We start from the raw sequence: 16,662 nt of genomic DNA on the forward strand, positions 1-16,662 counted from the left end.
TCAGGCCTCCAGATCGGCAGGGGTGAGCGGGCGCGCCCCCAACGGGTCGACGGATTCGGGCGCCGCGCCGGGGATGAAGAGCAGGCGGGCTGCCGGGTCCTCGATGTCCTGCGGTGCGAGTGTGCGCAGCAGGTCGGCGCCGTCGATGCCGGCCGCGCGCAGGGCTTCGATCTCGCGCGGATTGAGGCCGACGGGCGTGGGCCCGTTGCCCATGTCGGTCCCGTAGAGCACCACGCCGCCGGCCGCGTGGAAGCGGCGGACGTTGTCGATCGCGATGTCGTACGTCTCGCCCTCGTGGATCGCGAGTGTCGAGATCCACCGTACGGATGCTGCGTGCGCTGCGATCTCCGAATCCGTCAGACGCTCGCTGAACGGTGCATGCGCCAGGACGGCTGCGCCCAGACGTGCGACGCGCTGCGCCTCGCCAGGGCCTTCGGCGTGCGCGACGACGGTCAGGTCTGCGGATGCCGCGATCCCGACGATCGCGCCGAACATCGCATCCGAGAACACCGGACCGGCCGAGCGGTTGCTGGCGACCTTGATGAACGAGGCGCCCGCCGCTCTCATCTCCACGATGGCGGATGCCGCGGCATCCGCATCGGCGACCTCGCGGACCGACCCGGCCGGCGCCCACGCCCGATCGGCGGGGTAGCCGCCCGGGGGAGTGAGGAACGCGCCGGCAAAGCGGATCTCGACGCTGTTCGCGGTACGCGACTCCTCAGACCCGCTTGGCCTCGGTGCGAGGGCGGCCCTGCGACCCGCGAGGTCGGCCACGACCGTCGGATGCCCGCCGAGATCGATCACACGGCCGAGCACGGAGTCAGCGAGAAGCGCGGAATCGACCAGCTGCAGATGCACGTGGTGATCGGTGAATCCGCCGCTGATCACTCCGCCGGCGACCCGTCGCAGCGTCGGCATCTCAGCCGCCGATCTCCGTGCGGACGGTGTAGAGCTCGGGGAAGAACGTCAGCTCGAGTGCGCGCTGCAGGAAGGCTGCTCCGCTGGATCCGCCGGTGCCGTGCTTCATGCCGATCGTGCGCGTCACGGTCTTCAGGTGCCGGAACCGCCAGAACTGGAAGTTGTCCTCGAGGTCGACGAGGTCCTCGCACGCCTCGTACAGATCCCAGTGGGTCTGCGGATTCTGGTAGATCTCGCGGATGGCCGCGACGAGTTCGGGGTGCGGACGGTACGGCTCGCGGACGTCTCGTTCCAGGATGTCGGTGGGGATCGGCAGCCCGCGGCGCGCGGCGAAGCGGAGGAACTCGTCGTAGAGCGTGGGGCGCTCGTACTCGGTCGTGAGCAGCGCGAGGTTCTCGGGATGATCGCGGAAGACCGACAGCATCCGCTCGTTCTTGTTGCCGAGCGCGAACTCGACCGCGCGATACTGCACCGACTGGAAACCGGACGAATTGCCCAGCGCGCCGCGGAACTGCGCGTACTCGGTCGGCGTCAGGGTGGCGAGCACCGACCACTGCTGCGTCATGACGTCCTGAATCCGCTTGACGCGTGCGATGCGCTTGAGCGCTTCGCGGAGGTCGTCGCTGGCGAGCAGATCCCGCGCGCTGGTCAGCTCGTGCAGAAGGAGCTTGAGCCAGAGTTCGGTGGTCTGGTGCTGGATGATGAACAGCATCTCGTCGTGATGCTCCGGCCGGCTGACCGGATGCTGAGCCGACAGCAGCGTGTCCAGCTCGAGGTAGGAGCCGTACGTCATCCGGTCGCGGAGATCGGTGACGATGCCGTCTTCCAGGGCGCGTTCGTTCTGTTCGGAGCTCACGTTCGAACAGTATCACTCACGTGACGATCGTCACAGATCTGAAATGCGGGGCACGAGGGTCTCTTCGAGAACTGGGTTCAACCTGTGGTTGAGGGTCTGGGGAGAATGCATGCTCGAATGTCGGAGGCCACGGGTTGAATGGTGGTTATGAACAGCATCGTCGCTCATGGTCCGCGACGGCGGCTGCGTCATCCCTGGCTGCACGGTCCCGGCGACCTGGTGCGAGATCCATCACGTCCGGGAGCATGCCGACGGCGGCCCCACCCATACCGACAACGGGGTGCTGCTGTGCTGGTGGCATCATCGCACCCTGCATCTGACCGAGTGGACGATCCGGATGAACCACGGGGTCCCGGAGATCCGCGGCCCCGCCTGGTGGGACCCGCACCAGACCTGGCACCGCGCCCGCAGTCCGCACCGCACGGCACCCAGGCGAAAACGCACCGGCACTGCCGCCTGAGGCGAGCTATCCGCGCAGGCTCGTGAGGATCCGTTCGAGGCCATACTCGAACGCGCGATCCACGTCGCCGCCGAGGCGGAAAGCGCCGGCGAGTTCCATCTGCAGGAATCCGGTCGCCCACGCCGTGAACAGGCGCGCCGCGTCCAGGGCGGCATTCGTGCCGACCAGCGAGGCCGCCGCACGGATCACCGGCGCCGCCGCGCGATCCAGCGCGGGCAGAGGAGCGGAAGCCGCGAACATCAACCGGAATCCCTCCGGATTCTCGTGCGCATAGGCGCGGTAGACCGCGGCGAGGGTCGCGAGATCGTCGCCGGCCGCGGCCAAGCGGATGCCGAGATCGTCGACGATGGCCTCGGCCACTGCGGTGAGCAGCGCATCCCGATCCTGCACGCGCTTGTAGAGCGACGGGGCCCGCACTCCGACCCGCGTGGCCACCGCCTGCATGGTGAGTCCGGCGGGGCCAGAGAGCTCGAGGATCTCTCGGCTCGCCGCGATGATCTCGGTGTACGACGTGCGATCGGGTGTCGGCATGCGTTCCTCCATGGCTATTGACATTAGCCATGATAGCTACATATCGTAGCCATGTCATCGGAAAGGACGGGACATGAAGCTCGCTCCACACCTGCACCGTCTGGGCAACGACATCGTCGCCTCGTATCTCATCGACCTGCCCGACGGGATCACGCTGGTGGATGCGGGACTTCCCGGCCACTGGAACGACCTGCAGGACGAGCTCGCGCTGATCGGCCGCTCGCTCTCCGAGGTGCGCGGGCTCGTCCTCACGCACGGCGACAGCGACCACATCGGATTCGCCGAACGTCTGCGCCGTGAGACCGGAGCCCCGATCTTCGTCCACGCCGCGGATGCGCATCGCGCCCGAACCGGGGAGAAGCCCAAGCCGCCGATGGGTCCGGCTCGCCTCGGACCGACGCTCGGATTCTTCGCGTACGGGCTGCGCAAGAACGGCATGCGCACGCAGTACGTGCAGGATGTCGTCGAGGTCGCGGACGGCGACGTCCTCGACCTGCCTGGCTCGCCCGTCGTGATCGGGATGCCGGGGCATTCGCCCGGCAGCATCGCCGTGCACATCCCCGCGGCGGATGCCGTGTTCGTCGGAGACGCGCTGACGACGCGGCACGTGCTGACGGGGCGGGAGGGCGGCCAGCCGGCGCCGTTCACGGATGAGCCCGCGGTGGCGGACGCGTCTCTCGGCCGGATCGCGGACATCGAGGCATCCTGGGTGCTGCCCGGGCATGGTGCGCCGTGGCACGGGAGTCCGTCGGAGCTCGTCGCGGCCGTGCGTGCGGCCTGATGTCCGCGCTGAGGGTGCGGGCGCCTGGCGCTCAGCGCGCGGCGAGCACGGTCGCCGTGTCGCTGATCGTGATCTGCGGCGGGTACAGCCCCATCACCTGCACCGCGGCGGCGTGATTCTCGGCCGTCGACCCCGCGCATGCATCGGCGGCGACGGTGACGTGCGCCCCGGCATCCGCTGCGGCCAGCGCCGTCGAGATCACGCAGCAGTCCGTCGAGATCCCGGTCAGCACCACGCCTGCGCCACGGCCGACGATCGCCTCGAGTTCGGCGCCCCACTTCCCGAACGTGGGCAGGTCGAGCGTCGGATGCGGCGACAGCTCGGCGGCCTCGGGCACGAGCGCGAAGAGCGGGTCGCTCGTCGGCTGGTCGGCGAACGGCCAGTCCGCGAAGTAGTCGCCCCACGACGTCGTGCGGTCGGCTGTCGGAATCCAGCGCGTCACGATCACCTGTTCGCCGAACGCGTCGGCGAGCTCGCGGATCCGCGGCATCGCCCGGCCGAAGAACGGCGACCCCCAGGCGGACGTGGGCGACGCGAAGATCGCCTGCGGATCGATGACGACGAGCCAGTCGGCCCGCGTCATGACTGCTCCTGCCGGCGGATCTTCCCGGCGCGGGCGAACCACGTCACGAGGAACGACAGCACCAGGGCGAAGAAGACGCCGAGGTTCGCGTACGCCCACTCACCGTCCCGGCCGCCGATGAGGAACAGCAGGTAGCCCTGCCAGTTGTTCCACGGGGCGGCGTCGGCGAAGTTGTTGATGACCAGGCCCCAGCCGATGACGCTTGTCACGATCATCGTGCCGATCGAGGTCCAGTCCCAGGCGCCGTAGCGTCCTGAGCTGTCGAACAGGGCCGCCTCGTCGTAGTCCTTCTTCCGTCGGAGGACGTCGGCGATCAGGATGCCGGCCCACGATGCGAGCGGGACGCCGAGTGTGATGAGGAAGCTCTGGAACGGACCGAGGAAGTCCGTCGCGAAGAACACCACGACGATGGTTCCGATCGTCAGGATCACGCCGTCGATCGCTGCCGCCGACGGGCGCGGAATGCGGATGCCGAGACTCAGGAGCGTCAACCCGGAGGAGTAGATGCCCAGCACCGCGCCCGAGACGAGCGCGAGCACGGCGGTCAGCAGGAACGGGACGAGCACCCAGGTCGGCAGGATCGTCGCCAGGGCTCCGATCGGGTCGGCCGCGATCGCGGCCCTGAGCTCGGCATCGGAACCGGCGAGCAGGATGCCGAAGACGACCAGGATGACCGGGGCGATCGAGCCGCCGATCGTGTTCCAGGCGACGATCGCCCCATCGGAGGCGGTCCGCTTCTGGTAGCGCGACCAGTCGGCGGCGATGTTGATCCAGCCGAGCCCGAACCCGGTCATGACCATGACGAGCGCGCCGGTGACCTGCCCGATGCCACCGGCGGGCAGCGCCATGACGGCGGCGAGATCGATGTGCGAGGACGCGAGGATGATGTAGAGGATCGTCACGACGCCGGTGATCCAGGTGAGCACCGACTGCAGGCGCATGATCGTGTGATAACCGAGGACGGATGCCGCGACGATGAGCGCTGCGACGATCGCTGTGGCGGCGATCTTCAGCCACACGCTGTCGCCATCCCCGCCGAGCTGTGTGATGACGGTCGCGGTCGCGAGCACCGCCATGATCGCGAGGAACGTCTCCCAGCCGATCGAGGTCAGCCAGCTCACGATGCCGGGGACCTTCTGCCCCTGCACTCCGAACGCCGCACGAGAAAGCACCATGGTCGGCGCCGACCCGCGCTTGCCGGCGATGGCGATAAGCCCGCACAGCAGGAACGACACCACGATGCCGATGACCGACACCAGCGTCGCCTGCCAGAACGAGATGCCGAAGTCGAGCACGAACGACCCGTACGACATCCCGAACACCGACACGTTCGCGGCGAACCACGGCCAGAACAGGTCACGGGGTTTCGCGGTGCGCTCGGACTCGGGGATGATCTCGATGCCGGCGCGCTCGATCAGGGCCGGTGCCGCGGCGATGTTCTCGGACATGACTGCCTCCCGAAGGCGGCTGCTGGCTGAGCCGCTCGATGGAACTCATCCTGGCACCGCGCGGCGGCGGCAGGGTCAGCTGTTCGCGGCGCGCCCCCGGCGGATCGTCAGCACCGCTCCGACGCCGATCGCGAACGCCCCGAGTCCCACGAGTGCGAACGGGAACGGAGCGCCGGTGGTGGCGAGGTCGTCCGGGTCGGTCGCGTCGGTGCCGGGTGAGGTGGCGCTGGTGCCTCCGCCGGCGGTGCCGGCGTCCGACGGGTCTGTCCCCGCCGCGGTGGCGTCGGCGCTCGCGCTGGCAGTGCCTCCGAGTGTGCCCGCGTCGGATCCCGTCGCATCGGAGTCCGCCGCGGCGGAGGCATCCGCATCGGCGGCTGCGGCGGCGTCGATTGCGGCGCCGGCGTCGGCTTCGGCGTTCGCTTCGACCGTGGCGTCCGCGTCGACGTCGGCATCTGCGTCGACCGCGGCGTCGGTGTCGACGGCAGCATCTGCGTCGACGGCGGTGGCGGCGTCGGCATCTACTCCTGCGTCTGTGTCGACTGCAGCATCTGTGTCGACTGCGGCATCTGTGTCGACGGCGGCGTCCGCATCTACGGCAGCGTCTGTGTCGACGGCGGCGTCCGCATCTACGGCAGCGCCTGTGTCGACGGCCGCATCTGCGTCGACGGCGGCGTCCGCGTCGACGGCTGCGTCTGCATCGACGGCTGCGTCTGCGTCGACGGCTGCGTCTGCGTCGACGGCAGCGTCCGCGTCGACCGCGGCATCCGCATCGGTTTCCGCCTCGCCCGGATCGGGGGCGAGGAGCGTGAAGTTCTGCTCCTCGTAGATCTCGCCGGTATCCGTGATCGTGACGGTGATCGTCGGCGAGCCCACGATCTCGTAGCCCTCCGGAGCGACGACCTCGATCGTGTGCCGTCCGTTGAGCAGCTCGGTCACGCTGTAGGTGCCGTCCTCGGCGGTCGCGACCGACGAGGTCTCGTCCACCCACGTGACGTTCAGAGTCACGCCGGCAACAGGGTTGCCCGCGTCATCGCGCACGCTGCCCAGCACCGTGCCGTACCGGCCGAGCGAGAAGTCCGCGTCGGTGATGTCCTCGTCGCCGACGGTCTGGCCTCGAGAACTGGTCTGGACGTAGGTTCCGGGCGGAATGTCATCCTCTGAGATCACGACGCTGTAGTCGCCGGGCGGCAGACCGGCGAACGAGTACGCGCCGTTCTCGTCCGAGACCGCGGTCATCGGGCCGCTGGGGCCGTCCAGGTGCAGGACGACGCCCGCGACGCCTTCGCCGGCGATCCACACACGTCCGGACAGCGACGCGTTCTCGTTGAGCACCGCGTCGACGTTCTCGATCGGGGCGGTATCGCCCAACTCGATGGTGATCGACGGCGGCGCCGTCTGCACGGCGTATCCGGATGGCGGCGTCACCGTCGGCTGCCAGGTGCCCACCGGGACCTCGTCGAACAGGTACGTGCCGTCCAGGCCGGTCACGATCGTCAGATCTCCCTCGTCGGTGGGGATCGTGACCGTCGCCCCCGGCACAGGGTTGCCGTCCTCGTCGCGCACCGTGCCGGACACGGCGACAGGGATGATGTCGCGCACCGACAGATCGACCACGGCATCCGTCGTGCGCAGATCAGCCGCGCCGGAGCCGACGACCGCGATCTTCCCCGCGGGCGGCTGCACGGTGACCGCGTAGCCGTCGGTCGCGATCTGGCCGGGGAACGCATACGCGCCGCCGACGCCAGACGTCGTGGTCGCGATGACTTCGCCGTTCGCGTCGATCAGCGTGAGCGTCGCGCCCTCGAGACCCGCGCCGGCATCCGTGTCGGTGACCGTGCCGGTGATGTCGCGGGCGATGACCGAGAACCAGGTCTGGTAGACGGGGAAGCCGGCGCGACGCGTGAACTCGATGGTCAGTGTCGACAGCGAGACGGTCGGCTCGAACCAGCCCGAGGCGCCCGACGTGTCGAGTGCCTGCGCGTTGCCGGTCAGGGTGAGCGCGTCGGCATCCCACTGCGGGACGTCAGCGGCGTCACCCGTGCAGTTGGGTTTGCCCGCGACACCGGGCGCGCAGTAGTTGAACCCGCCTTGGAAACCGAGATCGGCCGCCGTCGCACGTGCACCGGAGGCCGTGATGGCGGAAAGCCGGACGGCATCGGCATCGATGTCGCCGAGCGTGAACGCCCAGCCGGATGCCGGGGTGGGGCGATCGAACGCATAGGTCGTCGTCGACGGCGACGAGGCGTTGTCGGCTTTCGGGCGCAGGTTCAGGTACGGGCTGTTCTCGCTGCTGCCGTACTTCGCGCCGACCGGCGTCCCCTCGGACAGCCACGTCGAGGTTCCCGTGGGCACAGTGGCGCCACCCCGGGAGTCGCTCGTCACGGTCGCGCTGAGGGCGGGCCGATCGGTGAACGAGATCGCGGTCGAGTAATCGTTGGCGCCGCCTGTGAGCGGAGCCCATGTCGCCCAGGTCACCGTGCTCGCCGCGGACGCGGAGAGCGCCCCGCCGGCTGCCGGTGCGACGAGCATCGCCGCGGCCAGGAGGGCGAGCAGGCCTCTAGAACCTCGTCGACGATCGGAACGGACGGTGCGCGTACGCGACATGCGGCTTCTCCCGGTCGAGGGCGGAGGTCACCTCAACGTATCGAGTCACCCGGAATCGCGATACGGCGAGGGAGAAATCCGTCGGCTCTTACCGATATATCGCACCGCTGCGAGTTCAGGCCGCGAAGAACGCCCTAGCGACCCCGGCGAGGTCGTACAGGTCGCTGACGCCGGCGAGCTCGCGCGCGGAGTGCATCGACAGGATCGGGATGCCGACGTCCACGGTGCGGATGCCGAGGCGCGTCGCGGTGATCGGGCCGATCGTCGACCCGCACGGGACGGCGTTGTTCGAGACGAACTCCTGCGATGCGACGCCGGCTGATTCGCACCAGGCGGCCCAGGCAGCGGCGCCCACGGCATCCGTGGCGTAGCGCTGGTTCGCGTTCACCTTGAGGATCGGACCCGAGCCGAGCAGCGGCTGCACCACCGGGTCGTGCTTGTGCGCGTAGTTGGGGTGGACCGAGTGGCCGACATCGCTGGACAGGCACCAGGATGCCGCGAACGCGCGGCGCTGCTCCGAGGCATCCGCACCGAGACCGGCATAGATGCGCACCAGGACGTCCTCGAGGAAGGGGCCGGCGGCGCCGGAGCGCGAGGAGGAGCCGAGCTCCTCGTGGTCGAACGCGGCGAGCACGGCGATCCCGCCAGAGGCCAGCGGTGCGGACGCGAGGGCGCCCAGCGCCACGACACCGGCGTGCACGGAGGCCAGATCATCCAGGCGGCCGGACGCGAAGAACGCATCGTCCTTGCCGAAGACCGCGCCGCGCGCGGCATCAGCCACGACGGCGTCGAAGCCTCGGATGCTTGCGGCATCCACACCGGCGGATGCGGCGAGCTCGCCGAGCAGGTCCTCCTCGGACGGGTCGCCGAGACCCCAGACCGGCTGGGTCTGGAACTGCTTGTCCAGCGCGAGTCCGGTGTTGGCCTCGCGGTCGAGGTGGACGGCGAGCTGCGGCAGGCGCAGCAGGGCGCCGGTGTCGGCGAGCACGACGCGGCCGTCGGCGAGCGCCAGACGCCCGGCGAGGCGCAGCTCGCGGTCGAGCCACGAGTTCAGCAGCGGGCCGCCGTAGACCTCGACGCCCGCCTGCAGCCAGCCGCGGGAGCCGGTGGTGGGCTTCGGCTTGAGCTTGAATCCGGGGGAGTCGGTGTGGGCGCCGAAGATCTGGGACGGTGTGGTGGAGTTCGCATCGGCGGGCACGGCCCACGCGATGGCGGCGCCGTCACGGACCACGACGTAGCGTCCGCCGGGCTGCGCTGGCCAGGCATCCTCTTCCCCGAGCCGGACGAAGCCGACCTCCTGCAGGCGCCGGGCGACCTCTTCCGCGGCGTGGTAGCTCGACGGCGACGCCGCGACGAAGTCCGCGAGATCGTCGGCGTGGGAGCGGGCGGCGGGGGAGACGGGCATGGGGGACCTTCCGGAGGCGGACATCATCTCGATGCTATTACTCACGGTTCTGCCGGATGAACGCGACGGCTAGCATGACCGGTAGCTCTGAGAGGACACCGACGTGCCATCACTGACTCGACCGAGGACCATCCGTGGAACCGCCCTGGCGGTCAGCGCCGTGCTCCTGGCATCGATGCTGGGCATCATCGCCGACGTGGCCGACCCGACGCCCGCGCTCGCCGCGCAGGACCCGACGGTGTGTCAGAACTCCGTGGGTCTCGTGAACGGCGGCTTCGAGCAGCCGACTGTCCCGGCCGGCAGGTACTCGCTCCTCGACGAATCGGCCGTGCCGGGGTGGTTCACGAACGACGTGCAGAACAAGATCGAGATCTGGAGCAGCGGCTTCAGCGGTGTCGCCTCCGCCGAGGGCGTCCAGTTCGCCGAACTGAACGCGTACAGCGCCAGCCGGCTCTATCAGGACGTCGCGACCACTCCGGGGCAGACGCTGTCCTGGTCTCTGAACCATCGCGGCCGTTCGGGCACCGACGTCATGCGGGTGCTCATCGGTCCTCCGGCCGCACCGGTCCAGAACGGCGCGAACATCAGCGACGGACTCGCGTGGGGTGCGCACACCGGCACGTACACGGTGCCGGCCGGACAGACCACGACGCGTTTCGCCTTCGAGGCGGTCAGCTCTGCGGGAGGCAACGCCGCGGTCGGCAACCTGCTCGACAACATCACCTTCGGCACGGGGCCCTGCCTCATCAGCGACAAGACCGTGCAGAACGTCACGTCCGGCGGGACGGATGCCGAGGTCGGCGATGTCCTGCGCTACACGGTCACGACGCGGAACGACGGCGGAAATTCCGCCCGGCAATCGGTCGCCACCGACGTCCTCGACCCCGGACTGGACTTCGTCCCCGGATCGCTGCGGATCGTGAGCGGGTCGGGTGTCGGTGCGCTCACAGATGCCGCGGGCGATGACCGAGGGGAGTACGCATCGGCCGAACGCACGGTGCGCGTCCGGCTCGGTGATGCGGCATCCCCGACCGTCGGCGGCGCCATCGGCGCCGCCACGACCACCACGTACTCGTTCGACGCGCGCGTCAACATCGACGGTGCCGCCACCACGATCCCGAACGAGGCGCAGGTCGCTTTCCGGGACGACGTCGTGGGACAGGACAGGGTGTCCACGACGCAGACCACCGAGACGCCGGTGGGGAACGCCGCGGACCTCGAGATCACCAAGACGCTCGACACCGCTCCGCTCGTCGCGGGCGAACCCGTGTCGTACACGCTGGTCGTCGAGAACAACGGCCCTCAGGCAGTCGACGACTTCGAGGTCTATGACCCGATTCCGGTTGCCGTGACCGGCGTGCAGGCGCAGTCGACCAACGGCTCCTGCCTGGTCGCCGAAAGCGTGAACTGCGCCGGCGGCGCGCTCGCCGTGGGGGAGACCGCCGAGATCACCATCACCGGCACGCTCGCCTCGGATGCCGCGGCCGGTTCCGCGGTGGTGAACACCGCGGAGGTCTCGTCGGCCGTCACAGACCCGGACATGTCGAACAACATCTCCACGGCGAGCGACACGGTCACCTCGGCGGCGGACGTCTCGATCGAGAAATCGTTCGCACCGGAGTCCCCGGTCGCGGGAGATCAGGCCGTATACACGATCACCGCAGCGAACTCCGGGCCGTCGACGGCTCAGAACGTCGTGATCACGGATCCGCTCGACCCGGAGACGACGTTCGTGAGCGCCACGGCGAGCGCCGGGTCGTGCGATGTCGACGACGCGACCGTCTCGTGCGCGATCGGTGCGCTCGCGCCCGGAGCGACGGCGACGGTCACGGTGAGCGTCGATCTGGATCCGGATGCCGAAGCGGTCGTCCAGAACACCGCGACGATCACGACGTCGACCTCAGACACGGATGCCACGAACAACGCCAGCTCGACCAGCTTCGATCCGACGATCGAAGCCGACCTCGCGGTGACCAAGACGGCGTCGGCATCGACAGTGACCGCGGGTGACGAGCTCACCTACACGATCGGGGTCGAGAACATCGGACCGTCGGACGCGCAGAACGCCGTGCTCACGGACACCGTGCCCGAGGGGATGACGGTGGTGAGCGTGACCGAGCCCACCGGCGCGTCGTGCACGTTCACCTCTGCCTCGATGCGCTGCGACTGGGCCACCCTCGCGGACGCGGAGACGGCCACGGTCGAGGTGACCGTCCTGGTCGCACCGGACGCTCCGGCCGGTTCCGTGATCAACACCGCGTCCATCGGCTCCCCGGCCGAGGACGTGGACACCACGAACAACTCGGCGTCCGCGACCGTGACCGTCGAGCAGCAGGCGGACCTCGGCATCGAGAAGACCGCATCGCCGACGACCGGAGTCCCGGGCACGGAGCAGACGTTCACCATCACCGTGACGAACGACGGCCCCTCGACGGCGCGCGCGGTCACCCTCACCGAGTTCCTGCCGGCCGGTCTGCTGAATCCAACGATCGCCGAGGTCGACTGCCGAGGTCTCGGATCGATCCGCGCGTGTGGCATCGGGGACCTCGCGCCGGACGAGAGCCGTTCGATCACGGTGACCGGCACGATCGATCCCTCGATGACAGGGAGCCTCAGCAACACGGCGAATGCGGCATCCGCCACGCCGGATCCGAACGACGACAACTACTCCGACACCGTGGTGGTCCCGCTCGCCCCGTCTGCCGATCTCGCGGTGACGAAGACGACATCCACCCCCGCCGTCGCTCTCGACGGAGAGGTCACCTATCTCGTCACTGTGCGCAACGACGGGCCGTCGGACGCCACCGGTGTCTTCGTCGACGAAGTCGTGGAGGACGGCATCGCGCTCGTCTCCGCCGATGCTTCGGTCGGCACCTGGTCGGTCGAAGGATGGGCGGTGGGAACGCTCGAACCCGGGGCTGAGGAGACGATCACGATCTCGGCCGTCGCGACCGCTGAAGGAACGTTCACCAACACTGTGATGGCCTCCGCCGAGACGCCGGATCCGGACGAGTCGGACCTCATCGACGCCGTCGACGTCACAGTCGCGGCCTCCGCCGACCTCTCGGTCGTGAAGACCGCTTCCCCCGATCCCGTTCCGGTCAACGGGCAGATCACCTACACGCTGACGGTGCAGAATCTCGGCCCGAACGCGGCGATCGACATGGTGATCTCCGACCCGCTGCCCCCCGAGCTGATCGATGTGACCACGACCATTCCTGGCTGCACGATCGCCGGAAACGAGTTCCGCTGCGTCGTCGACTCGTTCCCGTCCGGCGCCGGCGGGCAGCTGCAGTACACCGCGACCGTCGACCCTTCCACGGCTGCGGCGGAGGTGACGAACGGAGTCACCGTCTCGTCGGCCACCGCCGACCCAGACGAATCGAATAACACCGACTCCACGACGACGCCTATCACCGGTAGCGGTGCGATCGAACTCACCAAGTCCGCCGGACAGCCGACGGACACGAACGACGACGGGCGCATCGGCGCGGGGGACGAGATCGCGTACAGCTTCACCGTCCAGAACACCGGACCGACGACGCTGACCGGCCTGGCGCTGACCGACCCGCTGCTCGGGGGAGCGATCGTCTGCCCTGAGCTCGAGGATGTGACGCTCTCGCCGCGGGACGTGGCGGAATGCGGCCCGGTGACCTACACGATCACTCAGGGCGACGTCGACGCGGGTGGCGTCGTGAACACGGCATCCGTCTCGGCATCCTCGCCTCGGGGTCCCGTCAGCGACGACGACGAGGCGACCGTCCTCATCCCCGCGGTGAACGGCATCAGCCTGGACAAGACGGCTGGCGATGCAGTGGACGTCGACGGCGATGGTTCGTTGGGCGTCGGCGACACGGTCGAGTACCGCTTCACCGTGACCAACACCGGTACGACGACGCTCGCCGGCGTCGCGCTCGTCGATGACATGCTCGGCGGCGTCATCGCCTGCGAGAGCGCGGACGGCATCCTCGGTGCCGGTGCGAGCGTCGACTGCGGTCCCGTGACGTACACGCTCACGCAGGACGACGTGGATACCGGCTCGGCGCACAACACGGCGACCGTGACGGCCATCGCACCGGGAGGCCCGATCACTGACACCGCCGAAGCGGACACCGCGATCGACGGCACGGATGCGATCGAGCTGCGCAAGACGGTCGGCGCCCTCACCGACGTCGACGGCGACGGCCGCTACGGCGCCGGCGATCAGATCGGCTACCGCTTCACGGTCGTGAACGGCGGCACGACGACCGTCACCGTCGACACGCTCACCGACGCGATGCTCGGCGGCGATCTTGGATGCTTCGACGAGGGCGCCGTGACGCTTGCGCCCGACGAGAGCGTCGACTGCGGCCCCGTGACGTACACGATCACGCAGGACGACATCGACGCAGGCGTCGTGGACAACACGGCGACGGTCGCGGGCGACGGACGCGAGCCGGTGCAGGACGACGGGTCGACGCAGGTCCTGCTGGAAGGCGTGCCCCAGATCGATCTGATCAAGACGGCGACGACGCCCGCGGACACGGACGGCGACGGCATGATCGGCGCCGGCGATGCGGTCGAGTATTCGTTCACCGTGACGAACACCGGCACGATCACGCTCACGGATGCGGTCCTCGATGACCCGCTGCTCGGCGCGATCGAATGTCCGGCGCTCGCCGAGCCCTCGCTCGCCCCGGGGGATGCCGTCGACTGCGGGCCCTTCGCGTACGTGCTGACGCAGCAGGACGTGGATGCCGGATCGGTGCACAACGAGGCGACGGTCGTCGCGCAGTCCTCGATCGGTGAGACGCAGGATGCAGCGGCCACGGACACCCCGGTCACCGGCACGGACGCGATCGAGCTGGTCAAGACGGCCGGCACCCCGACCGACATCGACGGCGACGGACGCATCGGCGCCGGCGACGCCGTCGACTACGCGTTCACGGTGACGAACACCGGGACGACGACGCTCACGGCCGCCGTGATCGACGACCCGCTGCTGGGCGGCGCGCTCGACTGCGCGGATGCGGCGGCGGCCCTTGCTCCCGGCGATGACGTCGCGTGCGGCCCTGTCCGCTACACGCTGACCCAGGAGGACATCGACGCCGGAGTCGTGCGCAACACGGCATCCGTGTCGGCGACGTCGCCGAGCGCAACCGTCGCCGACGATGCCGAGGCGACCGTGACCATCGCCGCGGTGAACGGAGTGCATCTGGTGAAGACGGCCGCGCTGCCGGTGGATGCCGACGGCGACGGCGCGCTCGGCGCCGGCGACACGATCGAGTACTCGTTCGAGATCACGAACGCGGGGACCACGACCCTGTCCGGCATCGTCGTGTCCGATCCGATGCTGGGCGGCGAGATCGCCTGCTCCGCGGCGGAAGCGGAACTCGCGCCCGGGGCGACGATCACGTGCGAGCCCGTCGTCTACACGCTCACTCAGGAGGACATCGACGGCGGCGTGGTGCGCAATACCGCGACCGTGACCGCCGATGCTCCCGACGGCGACGTGACCGACACCGCGTCCACCGAGTCCACGATCGACAGCACCACCGCGATCCACCTCGACAAGAGGGCGCATGCCGTCGCGGATGCGACCGCTGACGGACGCATCGGCGCGGGAGACGAGATCTCCTACGTGTTCACCGTCACGAACGTCGGCACCGCGACGCTCTCGGATGCCGAGCTCGAGGACCCGCTGCTCGGCGGCGTGCTGGACTGCCCCGCGATCGCCGGAGCATCCATCGCACCGGGGGAGGCGATCGAGTGCGGGCCGTACGTGTACGAGCTCACGCAGGACGACGTGGAAGCCCAAGGGGTGCACAACGAGGCGACCGTGACGGCAGGGACGAGCACCGATTCCGCGAGCGTCGACGTGATCATCGCCGGTGCGGACGGCATCTCGCTCGACAAGACCGCGGCCGCTCCGGCGGATATGACCGGCGACGGACGCATCGGTGCCGGGGATGAGATCGGCTACACGTTCACGGTGCGCAATACCGGCACGACCACCCTCCGGGATCTCGAGATCGACGACCCGCTGCTCGGCGGAGCGGTCGACTGCCCGGCTCTGGACGGCGCGGAACTCGCCCCCGGCGAGGCCGTCGAGTGCGGCCCGGTCGCGTACGTGCTCACGCAGGTCGACGTCGATGCGCAGTCCGTGCACAACGAGGCGACGGCCAGCGGCGACGGACTGGGGCCGGTGGACGACAGCGCCTCGGCCGACGTCGCGGTCACAGGTGCGGACGGCATCGGCCTGGTGAAATCGGCCGCCGCGATCGAGGACGCGAACGGCAACGGTGTCACGGATGCCGGAGACACGATCGACTACACGTTCGCGGTGACGAACACCGGCACGACCACCGTGTCGGAGCTCTCGATCGCGGACGCCATGATCGACGGCGAGATCACATGCGAGGCGACGACCGTCGCGCCGGCGGAGATGGTGCTGTGCGGCCCGGTGACCGTGGCGCTCACGCAGGCGGACATCGATGCGGGCGAGGTCGTGAACACGGCATCCGCGTCGGCGCGGGGAGCGGGCTCCGCTGTGGTCACCGCCGACGCGAGCGTCACGACGTCGATCGACGGGCAGTCGGCCGTGTCGGTGGAGAAGACCGGCGGGGACTACGTGGACGCGAACGGCGATGCCAAGGTCAGTGCGGGCGACACCGTGCAGTTCCGGTTCACCGTGACGAACACCGGGACCGTCACCGTGACGGACATCGCGATCGACGACCCGAAGCTCGGCGGCGCCGTCGCATGCGACGCCCCCGATCTCGAGCCCGGCGCGTCGTTCACCTGTGGTCCCGTGGCGTACACGATCACCGCCGAAGAGGCCAAGGCTCATGCCGTGACGAACGCGGCGACCGTGACGGCGATCAGCGGGGCGGTGACGGTCACGGCATCCGATTCCGTGACGGTCGAGCTGCCCGAGCTCGCCGTGACCGGCGGCGTCGTGACCGGGCTGGGGTGGGCGATCCTGCTGATCGCCCTCGGACTGCTCGGGATGCTGATCGCACGCATCCGTCGGACCCGGCTGGTGTGACGCACGACGGGGCGGAGCCGAATCGGCTCCGCCCCGTCGACGTCACCCG

10 protein-coding genes are annotated in these 16,662 nt (G+C 69.3%); 3 read left to right on the top strand and 7 right to left on the bottom strand.

Translation table 11 applies throughout. From position 1 onward, the window contains the following. Together ACWAT3_RS05800 and kynA are read right to left on the bottom strand one after the other, a co-directional pair. Positions 1–918 (bottom strand): hydrolase, encoded by a 918-nt coding sequence (locus tag ACWAT3_RS05800; protein ID WP_460796641.1) that lies wholly within the window; start codon positions 916–918, stop codon positions 1–3. A gap of 1 nt (position 919) precedes the next feature. Next, on the bottom strand, positions 920–1,774 hold the full coding sequence (kynA, locus tag ACWAT3_RS05805) for a tryptophan 2,3-dioxygenase (RefSeq protein WP_460796643.1): 855 nt from the start codon (positions 1,772–1,774) through the stop codon (positions 920–922). A 166-nt stretch (positions 1,775–1,940) separates the two neighbouring features. Between kynA and ACWAT3_RS05810 the strand changes: the two genes are divergently transcribed. Further along, a complete protein-coding gene (locus tag ACWAT3_RS05810) occupies positions 1,941–2,234 on the top strand; it encodes an HNH endonuclease signature motif containing protein (protein ID WP_460796645.1) in 294 nt (97 codons plus the stop codon). A gap of 6 nt (positions 2,235–2,240) precedes the next feature. Here the strand turns inward: ACWAT3_RS05810 and ACWAT3_RS05815 are convergent, their stop codons facing one another. Continuing rightward, entirely contained in the window at positions 2,241–2,765 is a 525-nt protein-coding gene (locus ACWAT3_RS05815; protein WP_460796646.1) for a TetR/AcrR family transcriptional regulator, read from the bottom strand. A gap of 73 nt (positions 2,766–2,838) precedes the next feature. Here ACWAT3_RS05815 and ACWAT3_RS05820 point away from each other — a divergent pair, with 73 nt between their 5' ends. Further along, a complete protein-coding gene (locus tag ACWAT3_RS05820; protein WP_460796647.1) occupies positions 2,839–3,546 on the top strand; it encodes an MBL fold metallo-hydrolase in 708 nt (235 codons plus the stop codon). Positions 3,547–3,577: 31 nt separating this feature from the next. Here the strand turns inward: ACWAT3_RS05820 and ACWAT3_RS05825 are convergent, their stop codons facing one another. The 4 genes from ACWAT3_RS05825 to ACWAT3_RS05840 form a co-directional block, all read right to left on the bottom strand. After that, positions 3,578–4,129, bottom strand: coding sequence for a cysteine hydrolase family protein (locus tag ACWAT3_RS05825; protein ID WP_460796649.1), 552 nt, complete (start codon positions 4,127–4,129; stop codon positions 3,578–3,580). Next, positions 4,126–5,577, bottom strand: coding sequence for a purine-cytosine permease family protein (locus ACWAT3_RS05830; protein ID WP_460796651.1), 1,452 nt, complete (start codon positions 5,575–5,577; stop codon positions 4,126–4,128). The genes ACWAT3_RS05825 and ACWAT3_RS05830 overlap by 4 nt, the downstream gene beginning before the upstream one ends. 75 nt (positions 5,578–5,652) lie before the next feature. Further along, positions 5,653–8,181, bottom strand: a complete 2,529-nt coding sequence (locus ACWAT3_RS05835; RefSeq protein ID WP_460796653.1) for an MSCRAMM family protein — start codon at positions 8,179–8,181, stop codon at positions 5,653–5,655. 115 nt (positions 8,182–8,296) lie between these two features. Then, positions 8,297–9,586 carry a M18 family aminopeptidase gene (locus ACWAT3_RS05840; RefSeq protein WP_460796654.1) on the bottom strand — a complete coding sequence of 430 codons (1,290 nt, stop codon included), beginning with the start codon at positions 9,584–9,586 and terminating at the stop codon, positions 8,297–8,299. A 103-nt stretch (positions 9,587–9,689) separates the two neighbouring features. On the opposite strand from ACWAT3_RS05840, the gene ACWAT3_RS05845 reads away from it, so the two are divergent. After that, positions 9,690–16,613: a DUF7507 domain-containing protein gene (locus tag ACWAT3_RS05845; RefSeq protein ID WP_460796655.1), complete on the top strand. Its 6,924-nt coding sequence runs from the start codon at positions 9,690–9,692 to the stop codon at positions 16,611–16,613. The last annotated feature ends 49 nt before the right edge of the window (positions 16,614–16,662 follow it).

This window comes from Microbacterium sp. GXF0217 (genome assembly GCF_054798195.1).